This window comes from Haloprofundus marisrubri (genome assembly GCF_001469955.1).
Classification (GTDB): domain Archaea; phylum Halobacteriota; class Halobacteria; order Halobacteriales; family Haloferacaceae; genus Haloprofundus; species Haloprofundus marisrubri.
The window spans coordinates 71,577-83,324 of sequence record NZ_LOPU01000034.1; the positions used below are offsets into that span (position 1 = coordinate 71,577).

The following is an 11,748-nucleotide window of genomic DNA, read 5'->3' on the forward strand; positions in this document are numbered from 1 at the left end:
AATGTGGGACGAGGTGTCGCCGCTCGGTGAGGTGACGGGCGGACGCGACGGGAACGTCGGCGACGAAGAAGAGAGCGAAAGCCGAGACGGCGAACGAGAGGAACGAGGGGAGCCACAGCATCGAAAGGAGGGACGAACCCGACTCGGACAGTCGCTCTACTACGTCTCGCTGTTTTTCGAAGCTGTTTCGGTCTTCGTCGTCGGGGCGGTCACCCGACGAATCGGCCGCGACGACTCGCTGTGGGTGTTCGGCGCGCGCGGCGGCAGCGACTTCGGAGAGAACTCGAAGTATCTGTATCTCTCCGTCGCCGCCGACAGGACCGACATACGGCCAGTCTGGGTGACGAAGAACAGAGACATCGTCCGCGAACTCCAGACACACGGCTACGAGGCGTACCACGCGTTTTCGCCGCGCGGCATCTGGTTGCAACTCCGCGCGGGAACGGTGTTTCTGACGCACAATCTCAAAGACGTGAACCGCTTCGCCGTCGGCGGGGCGACGCTCGTGATGCTGTGGCACGGTGTTCCGCTGAAACACGTCTCGTGGGACGCCGAACTCGCCGAGCGTCCCCGACCGGTGCGGGCGCTCTCGCGCTACCTGTACGACCAGTACGACCTCGTCACGCTCACTGGTTCGGGCGCGCGCGAGTCGTTCCGAACGGGCTTCGGTCTCGGGGACGACCACTTCGCGGAGACGGGCTACCCACGGACTGACGTGTTCTTCGAGGAGATACCGGGTGCGACGCTCTGCACCGACGAGACGGAACTCAGGCGCGTAGAGCGACTCGCCGCCGACCACGACGTGTGGCTCTACATGCCGACGTTCCGCGAGAATCCGGCGGCACGTGCCCCGAACCACGTCGACTTCGCGGCACTAGAGGAACTGTTCGCCGAACGCGACGCCTACCTCGTCGTCAAACTCCACCCGAAAGAGGAACTGGACACCGACCTCTCGGCGTTCGAACACCTCGTCGAACTCCCGCCGAGCGTCGACGTGTATCCGCTGCTCGCGGCGACAGATGGCCTGATAACGGACTACTCGTCGGTGCTGTTCGACTATCTGCTCCTCGACAGACCGGTCGTCTGCTACGCGTACGATTTGGCGGCGTACCGCGCCGAACGCGGGTTCTACTACGACTACGACGAGGTGACGCCCGGACCGGTCGCCCACGAGTTCGACGGGGTGCTCGCGGCACTCGAGACAGCGCTCGACGGCGACGACGACGACGAGTTCGCGGCGGCGCGGCGCACCGTCCGCGAACGGTTCTTCGACGGCGATAGCGGCGGATACGCCGACGCCGTCTACCGGGCGGTGAGCGAACGACGTGGCTGACAGTCGACCGAAAAGTAAAGAACGGCGTGCGCAGGAACTGGGGTGTGAACCGCTACGGAGGGCAGTGACGGGCGGACCGCTCCGGAGAGATATAGTCAACTATGAGAGGTATGTACACGAACGGAGATAGTTTGATGTACGTGACGGTACACCCTTCGAACACGAACGCATGGCACAGCTAGCAGGGCACGAACAGACGACCGAGACGGAGACGGACGTGTCGCTCATCGCCCACCGCGGGTTCGCGGGCGTCTACCCCGAGAACACCCGGGCGGCGTTCGGCCGCGCCGTCGGCACCGACGGGGCGACGACACCGCAGGCCGACGTGGTCGAACTCGACGTGATGCCGACGGCGACGGGGGAAGTCGTCGTGTTTCACGACACCGACCTCGGGCGACTGACGAACGCACCCGAGAAACTGGCCGACCGGAAAGTGTGGGAGACACCGTACGAGACGCTTCGAGGACTCGACGTCCTCGGCACCGGCGAGTCGGTGCCGCTTCTCGCCGAGATACTGGAGATGATACCGGTCGACGTCGAACTCAACGTCGAGTTCAAAAATCCCGGCGTCGACGACGTGCGCTACGGACCGCTCGACGACCACGACGAACTCGTCGAGCGACGCGCAGTGTGGCGGCCGTTCGTCGAACGCACCCTCTCGGAGTTGGACAGACATCCCCACGAGGTGCTCGTCTCCTCGTTTCACGAGGGTGCACTCGCCGCCGCGCGGCAGTTCGACGCGACGGTCCCCATCGCCAACGTGTTCTGGGACGATATCGAGGCAGGCCTCCGAACCGCCCGACGACACGACTGCGAGGTGCTCCACGTCCCGTGGAACATGGTCTACGGCACCGAACTGTTCAACGAGGAGTACCACGCTGGTCCGTTCGACCCCATCGATATCCTCGACGTCGCCCACGAGGAGGGTCGCCGCGTCAACGCGTGGACCGTCGAAAGTTGGTATCAGGCCAACCAACTCCGCCGGGCAGGCATCGACGGCATCATCGCCGACTACCCGAACCTGCTACAGTACGGGTCGAACCGGGACGTCGCGGCCGACACGAACTCGTCGGAGTCGTCGAATCCACCGGAGTCGTCGAAGCCGTCGAAGCCGTCGCTGCAATCCCCGGACGTACCGCCGCAGTAACTGTCCGGCCCCACGTACGTCAGGCGTTGACGACTTACTCTCTGCGACTTAATTCCGTTACTTGTTAATCCTCACTTATTGTCCCAGGTGTGGTACACATCAGGAATGACATATCCGAACACGGCAGTTATTCTCGCCGCGGGCATCGGGTCTCGACTTCGGCCGATAACGCTCCGCAAGCCGAAGTGTTGCGTCACCGTCGACGGCACGCCGATTCTGACGTACCAACTCCGGGCGTACGCCGAAGCGGGCCTCGACGAAGCCGTCGTCGTCGCCGGCTATCTGGCGGAGAAGACGCGGGCGTTGGCCGAGGGAGTCGCCGACGAGTACGAGGATTTCTCCGTTACCGTCGTCGAAAACGAGGTGTACGCCAACACCGACAACATGTACTCGTTGTCGCTGGTCGAACCGCTTCTCGACGGCGAACCGTTCTTTTTGAGCAACGGCGATGTCGTGTTCGACCCCGAGGTCGTCGAGCAGTTGGCCGACGCCGACGCCGACAGCGCCATCGCCTGCGACACCTCGCTGTTCTCCGAGGAGGCGATGAAGGTGACCGCCGACGACCACGACTGCATCTCCAGTATCTCGAAGGAGTATACGGATTCGGAGGCACACGCCGTCTCCATCGACGTCTACCGGTTCTCCGGACTGTTCTCGGCGGCGCTGTTCGACGAAATCGAGCGAAGCGTCGAACGCCACGGCGAGTACGGCGGGTGGACCGAACTCGCCATCGACCGTCTGCTCAAAAGCGGCCGCTTCGACGTTGACCCCGTCGACATCGCCGGCGCGCGCTGGGTCGAAATCGACAACCTCGACGACCTCACGGTCGCCGACCGAACGTTCGCCTCGCTGGGGTCGCTCGCCGAAAAGCAGGCGGTCTTCTTCGACCTCGACGGCACCGTCTATCTCGGCGACGAACTCATCGCCGGTGCGTCTGAAGTCGTCACCGGACTCCGAGAGGCGGGCGTCGACGTGTTCTTTCTGTCGAACAACTCCTCGCGGTGGAAACCCGGCTACGCCGAAAAACTCCGGAACCTCGGCATCTCGGCGACGCCGGAGTCGATTATCCTCTCGACGGACGGCGTCATCTCCTATCTCGAATCGGTCGGCACCGACGAGACGTTCGTCGTCGGCACCGAGGCGATGCGCGACGCGATTCGTGAGCGGGGGTTCGCCGTCGAATCCGACGACCCGACGCACGTCGTCGTCGGCTTCGACACCGAACTCAGCTACGAGAAAGTCCGCCGCGCGACGCTCGCCATCCACGACGGGGCCGAGTTCGTTCTCGCGCATCCGGACGCGGTCTGCCCGACCGACGAGGGGCCGATTCCCGACTGTGGCTCCATCGGCGCACTGGTGGAGACGGCCGTCGGCCGGCCCCCGGCGCACGTTTTCGGCAAACCCAACCCGGAGATGCTCCTGCCGACGATGGAGGAGTACGGCTACGAACCAGAGGATGTGGTCGTCGTCGGTGACCGTCTCGAGACCGAACTCCGGATGGCCGACCGCCTCGGCTGTGAGTCCGTCTGCGTGCTCACCGGGGACGCCAACCGCGCCGACGTCGAGGCCAGCGACATCGTGCCGTCGCTGGTCGCGCCGTCGATAGCGACGCTCTCGGAGAATATCTGAGACGCCCAACACCGACCTCAACGCTTTGGGCGTCGGGTTCGTACGCTCGGTATGTCACGAACTGTCGTCGTCGCCGGCGTCGGTCCCGGTCTCGGCGCGTCGGTCGCCAGACGCTTCGCTATCGAAGGCTGTCGAGTCGCGCTGTTCGCCCGAAGCGAGTCGTACATCGACGAACTCGCCGCAGAACTCGACGAAGACAGCGCAGGCGAGGCACTGGCGGTCCCGACGGACCTCACGGACCCCGATGCCATCGAATCGGGGTTCGAGGCCGTTCGAGACGCGTTCGGTCCCGTCGACGTGCTCGTCAACCACGCCAGTGGCGGGTCGTGGAAGGGACTCACCGACCTCTCGCAGGAGGAGTTCGACCGGGCGCTCGACGTGGGCGCTCGTGGTGCGTTCCTGTGTTCGCAGGAAGCCGTAGGCGATATGCTCGGTAACGACAACGACAACGACGACGGTGACACCGGCGGAACGGTCATCTTCACCGGGGCCACGTCGGCGATTCGGGGTCGTGACGGTGCGCTCGCGTTCTCGGCGGCGAAGTTCGCCGCCCGCGGAATGGCGCAGTCGATGGCTCGGGAGTTGGGGCCGAAAGGAATTCACGTCGCCCACGTCGTCGTCGACGGCGGAATATCACCGCCGAATCGAACGGTAGAGAACCCCGAGGAGTATCTCGACCCGGACGCTATCGCCGACAGCTACTGGCATCTCGTCGAACAGGACGAGAGCGCGTGGACGCTCGAACTCGACCTGCGGCCGCACGTCGAGAAGTTCTGACGAGAACAAGCCGCACGTCCGCTCTACGCGCCCGTATCCGCAGGGGTCGCCACGGTCCGCTCGGTCGTCGTCCAGAGGTGACGGCCGAGGAACACCCACGCGAGACCGTACAGTATCATCGAACCACCCCACGGGTCGAGCACCTCTCCGGCGGTGAGTTGCATGATGGCGATAGCGCCCGGAAGTCCGATTGGGAGCGCCGCGATGAGAAGCCACGCGGCGGTTCGAGGTGGTGCGTCGGCACGAAGCATCGCAACGCCGTAGACGATAGCGCCGACGAAGAGGACCAGCAAACCCGCCAAGTACGCGAGAAACGCGATGCCAATCCAGTAGTCCGCGATTGGGAGTGCAACCGCGGCGACCGCCGACCCGACCGCGAGCAGTCCGAAGCCGGCTTTGGCGAGTCGGCCGAACCACTGTCGTTCGCTGGCGTACAGCGGGACGAGCGCCGCTGCGAGTACGATGCTCGCAACGATGCCGAACGGTCCGACGACTTCGAACTCCGCCGGATTGAGTAGCGTGAGCAACGCGGCACCGACCGCCGCGAAGATGACGCCAGCAACGCTAGCGGCGATGCCGCTCATTCGAATCCAGCGCCGGGAAGAGTCGTCACCGACGCGTCGAGTGTCTTCGTACTGATTCATATCTATCACATTCAGTTCCGCGGAGTCGAAGCGAACCGCGTCTCCTCGGAGCTACTGAGACTACAGGTGAGGTGAGAAGATAGCAATTGCGAGCAGCATGACACGTCAGAAGACACTCAATACATGATGAAGTAGAAGGCTCGGCCGAGCAGTGGCGTGGACATCGTAATCGACGGTCGCCTCTCGAACGGCCAGTACAGTAGTCAGTTGAGACGGTCTAACACTGCGTCGGGGTCGTACGAGAGCGTCAACGTCCGCGAGCGTCCTCGCCCTTCGATGTTGGCGTAATCGGCTTCGATGACGCCGAGTTGGTCGAGTTTGTTGATTATCTCCGAGTAGCGCGTGTAGCCGAGTCCCGTGTTGGCGTGGAACGCCTCGAACACCTCACCGGCCTGTTCGCCGGTGTGGTCGGCGAGCACTTCGACGAGCGCGCGTTCGGAGTCCGAGAGGCCGCGCAGACTCCGCGAAAGGTGGACGTACTTCGACTTGTCGTAGGCGTGTTCGACGTCTTCGAGCGTCACCGTTCGGGAGGCGCGCATCTCGGCGTTCAGTCCCGCTCGTCGGAGCAGGTCGATACCGACGCGCAGGTCGCCGCTCTCGGCGGTGAGTTCGGCAACCCGGTCGAGTTCGGGCGCGCCGATAACGCCGTCGTGAAAGCCGATACGGGAGCGTTCACGGAGGATGTCGACGATTTCGTCGGTGTCGTAGACGGGAAAGTACACCTCTTCGGGCCGGAAGACGCTCTGGACGCGCGTGTCCAGTTCGTCCATGATATCGAGCGAGAGGTCCGAGGAGATGATGATGACGCCGATGCGCGCGCCGCTGTGGGCCTCGTGGGCGCGAAGCAGCGAGTAGAGCGTGTCTGAGGCCTCGTTCTCGTAGAACAGGTAGTTCACGTCGTCGAGCGTGACGACGAGCACGTCGTCTTCCTCGACGAGACGGTCGGTAATCTGTCCAAACAGTTTCTTGAACGAGATTCCCGACGAGGGCGGTTCGTACTCGAAGATGCTCTCGAAAAGCCGCGAGAAGACGGCGTAGCGCGTCGAGTCGACTTGGCAGTTGACCCGAACCGTTCGAACGTCGGTCTGACTGCGGAGTTCGCCGAACAGTTTCTGGACCGCCGTCGTCTTCCCCGTCCCGGGGGGGCCGCGGACCATCGTGTTGAGCGGACGGGCACCGCGAACGGCCGGACGGAGCGCGTACTGCAGACTCTGCAGTTGGTTCTCGCGGTGGCGGAACGTCTCGGGGACGTAATCTATCTCGAAGACGTGTTCGTCACGGAACACCGTCTCGTCCCACGAGAGCATCCCCCTGTCGGGGTCGTCAGCCATCACTTTCACCACGCTTCGGTGGCTACTTAACCGTTTGCCACCCCCGGAGTGAAAGTGAAATTGAACCGGAGAGCGGCCTCAGCTGGCATCCACGACAGTTAAAAGAAACTGAACGTTTACTGTGCAGTCGAAGTGGAAACACGACCCGCCAGCGCGGGCGGAGACGAAATTACGGAGAGATGCACGACGGCGTTCGCGCTCAGTCGACGATGAGCGCCTACGTACCTCTCAGAACTTCTCTAACAGTCGCGCGTAGAACCCGCGACGCGACGCCGCTTCGTCGCCGCTGCCGTTTGCGCGTTCGGCGTCGTCTCGCGCCTCTCCAGCCAACTTCTCGACGATGAGTTCCGGTGTCGAACGCGCGAGATGTCCCTTTACCGGCGAGCGGTTTACCCGGAGTTCGCCGTCGACGAGGCCGACGGCTTCGATACCGTCGACGGCGACGTCGAAGTCGGTGGTTTCGCGTATCTCGTCGGCGAGGTGCGAGACGAACACGCCGGTCGTCCCCTGCTCGTGGAGCGCTTCGAGTATGCCGGCGATGATGCGAGCGCTCGCACCGGGTTCGGTGATGCTTTCGAGTTCGTCGACGAGGACGAGACGGCCCGACGCACCCGTGGTCAGCGTGGCGAAGTCGCGGAGCGTACTCTCGAACGCGCCCGCGTCGAGGGTCCCCTGACTCTTCGCGTAGTAGTGTAGTTCCGAGACGCGTTCGAGGCGGGCGCGTTCGGCCGGGACGGGTAGCCCCATCTGGCCGAGAATGACGACGACAGCGACCAAGTCGAGCGTCGACGTCTTCCCCCCGCTGTTGACACCGGAGAGAAGCGTCACGCCGGAGACGCCGTAGTCGACGGGGTCCACCTCGTCGAAGGAGACGTCCAACAGCGGCGACCGACCCGCCTCGAACTCGAAGCCAGAGCCAGAAAACTCCGGGAGCACGCAGTCGAAATCGCGCGAAAACCGCGAGACGGCGAGTTCGACGTCGAGTTCCAGTGCGTCGGCGACGAGCGTCTCGACGGGTTCTCTGAGTGCCCCTAAGTCCGCAGCGAGGTCCGCTTTCAGCGTCGCCGCGCGTCGGTCCCGACCGGCTTTCAGTTCGGTTCGGAGGCGCGAGACGGCCTCCTCGTTGTGGTCGACGGGAAACGTCGGGTCGCCGCCGAAGACGCGCTCTGCGAGGTCGTACTCGCTTTCCTCCAGCGAGAGCGTCTCTGCAAGATGGCCGCGGGCGGTCTCGACGGCCGTGTCGTACTCGTCGGCGAGTTCGCGCGAGAGGAGGCTGTCGACGCGTGCGCCCTGTTCGACCAGCGAGAGGAAGTCTTGGCCTTGGATGGTCACGTCCTGCTCGCTGATAGCCTTCCTGAGGTGGTCGTTGGCTGCCGACTCGGCGGTCGACACCGCGGCATCGAGGTCGTCGACGGCGGCGGTGAGGCGGTCGAGTTCCGCGTCGCCGACGAGTTCGCCGTTCTCGTCGACGCGTTCGAGGGCGTCGCGGAGGTCGGCGGGCGAACACGCCGGGTCGAGGGTCGCGGCCTCGTGGACGGCTATCGCCGCCAGCAGTCGCTCGCGGTTCTCGGCGAAGAACGCGAGAAGACGCTCGGGGACGATTTCCTCAGGATGTTCGGCGGCGTCGGGACGGACGCGCACGTCGCCGTCGACGTCGACGCCTGCAAACGCCTCGTCGAGGGCGACGACCGTCGAGTACGACCGCGCGAGTTCCGCGAGGTCGTGGGCGTCCTCGACGATTTCGACCGACAGTTCCGGGAACGTCGCCTTCGCTTCGGCGTAGCGCTCGGCGTCGACGGTGGCGAGACAGCGCTCGCGGACGCGGAGGTTCGGGGGCGCGCGCAGCGCCTCGACGTCGCCGAGGGCGTCGAGAACCGCCGGGTCGGGCGTGCGGTCGAGCGCTGCTTCGACGAACGTTCTCACTTCCTCGATTCGGGACTTGGAGGCGGTCGGAAACAGCGTCTCCAGCCGTTTTTCGGCGTAGTCGGTGACCGCGCGTTCCTTGAGCAACGCGAGAACGTCGCGGTAGAGTTCGCGGGCGCGGTCGGTCGCCAGAAAATCGCCGTCGTCGCCGTGTTCGGCGCGGATGGCCGCGCGCGCGATGGCGGCGGCACGTCCCTCAGTGATACCCGGGGCGCGCGAGAGCGTCGCCACGTCGCCGTCTCTGAGCGCCCGTTCGGCGTCGTCGAGTTCGGCGAGCGATGCCGCCGTCTTCTCGCCGACGCCCGGGATGGCCTCGAACTCCATTCTCCCGCGATTACCGCGCCGGATGATAAAAACGTTCGCGGAGCGACGCGAGGTGAGGCGACGAAACGGGGCGAGGCGACCCACACAGGTTGGTCGGAACGCTCAGTCGGTCGTAGTCGATGTCGGCCGAAAAGATGGGTCAGTTCCCGTCGCTTTGGGACTCGCCGCCGGCGCTCATTCCTGGGAGATGCTCCTTCGCGTAGTCGGTGAGTTCGTCCCACTCGAAGCCGTCGAGCACGTCGCCCAGTCCCTCGTCGTCGCCGAGTTGACGGCGGTCGGTCCACCGTGGCGCGTCGGTGTTCTCGGTTATCTCGGCGGTGTACTGCTCTTTGGACGACTCGTTGTAGTAGATCGGGTCCCCTCTGGCCGTTGTCCCAACGAAGTTCGCACCGTCGTGTTCGTTCGGAAATCCACCGAGGTTCTTGCTCGTGTCCGCCTCGCCTGGTGTCTTTTTCATCTCGATTTCCTCACGCTCAGTACGGTTGCGAGCAAAGTGTTTGTTGGGGCTGGTAACTGTCACACCGAAGGCTCACCGGCCGTGCGTGCCGTGGACAACGCGTTTTTGAACGCCGGCAATCAACGACAGTGCATGGACCTCGAAGGGAAGATAGACGCCGTCGTCTCCGACCTCAGAGAGCGCGACGGTGTCGTCGTCGCGTTCTCCGGCGGCGTCGATTCGAGCGTCGTCGCCGCCCTCGCGCGGGAAGCACTCGGTGACGACGCTGTCGCCTGCACCGCCAAGAGCGAGACGCTGCCGGCAGAGGAACTCGACGACGCAACGCGTGTCGCCGAGGAAATCGGCATCCGCCACGAACTCGTCTCCTTCTCGGAACTCGACAACCCCGACTTCGTCGCCAACGACGGCGAGCGGTGTTATCACTGCCGGACGATGCGTCTCGGCAAGATGTACGAGACGGCGCGCGAACTCGGTATCTCGACGGTCTGCGACGGGACGAACGCCTCCGACCCCGGCGAGGGACACCGACCCGGACTCCGCGCCGTAGAGGAGTTGGAAGTGTTCTCGCCGCTTCTGGCACACGACATCTCGAAGGCGGAAGTCAGAGAGATAGCCGACCGCTACGACCTCTCGGTCGCCGACAAACCGTCGATGGCGTGTCTCTCTTCGCGGATTCCGACCGGTCTCGAAGTGACCGAAGAACGGCTGACGCGCGTCGAAAAAGCCGAGCGACTGCTGCGGACGTGGGGGTTCTCGCAGTTCCGCGTCCGCGACCACGACGGCCTCGCGCGCATCGAAGTCGCCGAGGGAGAGATGGAGCGTGCGCTCGACGCCGACTTCGTCCGCGCGGCCCGCGAACACCTCTCGGACGTCGGCTTCGACCACGTGACGCTCGACCTGCACGGCTACGCCACCGGGAGCGTCAGTCCGGCGAATGCAGCGTACGACGAGGAAGGAGACGAACCGCTCGTCGCCGACGTGTTCGCCCAAGAGTACCCGGTCGGCGAAGACGACTGATTTTCGGGTGTTTTCCGGCGAGACGGTGCAAAGCGATAGCTGGAAAAATGCGAACAGGCGGCCGCGTCGGTATTGGGTTGTCGGTCGCACTCGGAGCGGTTGACCGCACACCCGCCTCGACTCGCTCCGAGTCGCTCGTCAGCGCATAGGGGCGATGGTCTCGCTATCGGTCATAAACGCTCGGAGCGGTCGCTCTGGGAAGTGGGCGTGAGAGTTGGATAGAGACGAGAGGAAGTGTCCTAGTTGCCGGTCCACCGAAGCAGCGCCAGCGTTCCCTCGAAGAGGAAAATCATCGTCACAGCGACGATGATGGGGGCCATCCCCGTCGGGTCCGGGGTGGCGATAAAGGAGATACCGGCGAACGCACCCCAGAAGAGGAGACGCTTGTCCTCCATCCAGACGCGGGTGACGAGATTCATCATCACCGCGAGCATGATGAACAGCGGAATCTGGAACACGACCGACATGTACGCCGTCAGGAGCACGATGAGGTTGAACGTGTCCTGTAGCGCGAAGGCGACTTCGACGGCTCTCGTCGTGTACACCGTGAAGTAATCGAAGACGAACGGGAGGACGAGAAAGTGCGAGAACGCCGCACCGACGACTGCAAGGATGAGACTCGTCGGAATCGCGGCGAGGTAGTAGCGACGCTCACGCGGGTACAGACCGGGGCGCATGAACCGGTACGTCTGGTAGACGAAAATCGGAAGGCCGACGATGACGCCCGCGAGACCGGCAACCTTCAGTTCGGTGAGGATGAGTTCCAGCGGGCCGTAGACGTGCGGGCGGTTGGTCGCCGGGTCGGGGATGTACGACCCCCACAAGTAGTTGATGAGGTCGGCCCCGAGGGGGTACGCCACGAGCGTGGCGATGCCGCCGATGAGGAAGACGACGCCGAGGCGGCGCATCATCTCCTCGATGTGTTCGGTCAGCGGCATCTCCTGGTCCGACGCGGGACCGTCGCCGAACAGACCGCCGTCGTCTGCGGCCGTCTCCGGCGTGGATGCGGCGGAAGCGGCGGAAGCGGCGGCATCGTCGGGTTCCGATGTCGCAACGTCGGCGTCAGCTGTCTCTGCCGACTCGACAGTCGAATCCGTGGACACCTCGGAGAAACCGGGCGTCGAGTTCGCTTCCTCGCCCATTCATCTCCACTACGGCGTGGTGCC

10 protein-coding genes are annotated in these 11,748 nt (G+C 64.3%); 5 read left to right on the forward strand and 5 right to left on the reverse strand.

The window, feature by feature from the left end:
• Nucleotide 1 precedes the first annotated feature (1 nt).
• From AUR64_RS17355 to AUR64_RS17370, 4 genes are all read left to right on the forward strand, one after another.
• The gene (locus tag AUR64_RS17355; RefSeq protein ID WP_058583228.1) at nucleotides 2-1,333 is read left to right on the forward strand and encodes a CDP-glycerol glycerophosphotransferase family protein; all 1,332 of its coding nucleotides are present in this window, start codon (nucleotides 2-4) and stop codon (nucleotides 1,331-1,333) included.
• Nucleotides 1,334-1,502: 169 nt separating this feature from the next.
• Nucleotides 1,503-2,480, forward strand: coding sequence for a glycerophosphodiester phosphodiesterase (locus AUR64_RS17360; RefSeq protein WP_058583229.1), 978 nt, complete (start codon nucleotides 1,503-1,505; stop codon nucleotides 2,478-2,480).
• 105 nt (nucleotides 2,481-2,585) lie between these two features.
• Nucleotides 2,586-4,109: an HAD-IIA family hydrolase gene (locus tag AUR64_RS17365; protein ID WP_058583230.1), complete on the forward strand. Its 1,524-nt coding sequence runs from the start codon at nucleotides 2,586-2,588 to the stop codon at nucleotides 4,107-4,109.
• A gap of 51 nt (nucleotides 4,110-4,160) precedes the next feature.
• Complete coding sequence (locus AUR64_RS17370) at nucleotides 4,161-4,886, forward strand: SDR family NAD(P)-dependent oxidoreductase (RefSeq protein ID WP_058583231.1); 726 nt, start codon at nucleotides 4,161-4,163, stop codon at nucleotides 4,884-4,886.
• Nucleotides 4,887-4,909: 23 nt separating this feature from the next.
• Here AUR64_RS17370 and AUR64_RS17375 read toward each other — a convergent pair whose 3' ends face one another.
• From AUR64_RS17375 to AUR64_RS17390, 4 genes are all read right to left on the reverse strand, one after another.
• Nucleotides 4,910-5,530, reverse strand: coding sequence for a hypothetical protein (locus tag AUR64_RS17375; protein WP_058583232.1), 621 nt, complete (start codon nucleotides 5,528-5,530; stop codon nucleotides 4,910-4,912).
• Between the two features lie 203 nt (nucleotides 5,531-5,733).
• Entirely contained in the window at nucleotides 5,734-6,861 is a 1,128-nt protein-coding gene (locus AUR64_RS17380; protein ID WP_058583233.1) for an ORC1-type DNA replication protein, read from the reverse strand.
• A gap of 228 nt (nucleotides 6,862-7,089) precedes the next feature.
• On the reverse strand, nucleotides 7,090-9,108 hold the full coding sequence (locus tag AUR64_RS17385) for a MutS-related protein (RefSeq protein WP_058583234.1): 2,019 nt from the start codon (nucleotides 9,106-9,108) through the stop codon (nucleotides 7,090-7,092).
• A 139-nt stretch (nucleotides 9,109-9,247) separates the two neighbouring features.
• A complete protein-coding gene (locus AUR64_RS17390) occupies nucleotides 9,248-9,565 on the reverse strand; it encodes a hypothetical protein (RefSeq protein ID WP_058583235.1) in 318 nt (105 codons plus the stop codon).
• Nucleotides 9,566-9,697: 132 nt separating this feature from the next.
• Here AUR64_RS17390 and larE point away from each other — a divergent pair, with 132 nt between their 5' ends.
• The gene (larE, locus tag AUR64_RS17395) at nucleotides 9,698-10,582 is read left to right on the forward strand and encodes an ATP-dependent sacrificial sulfur transferase LarE (RefSeq protein WP_058583236.1); all 885 of its coding nucleotides are present in this window, start codon (nucleotides 9,698-9,700) and stop codon (nucleotides 10,580-10,582) included.
• 239 nt (nucleotides 10,583-10,821) lie between these two features.
• Here larE and tatC read toward each other — a convergent pair whose 3' ends face one another.
• Complete coding sequence (gene tatC, locus AUR64_RS17400; RefSeq protein ID WP_082230841.1) at nucleotides 10,822-11,724, reverse strand: twin-arginine translocase subunit TatC; 903 nt, start codon at nucleotides 11,722-11,724, stop codon at nucleotides 10,822-10,824.
• Nucleotides 11,725-11,748: the final 24 nt, after the last annotated feature.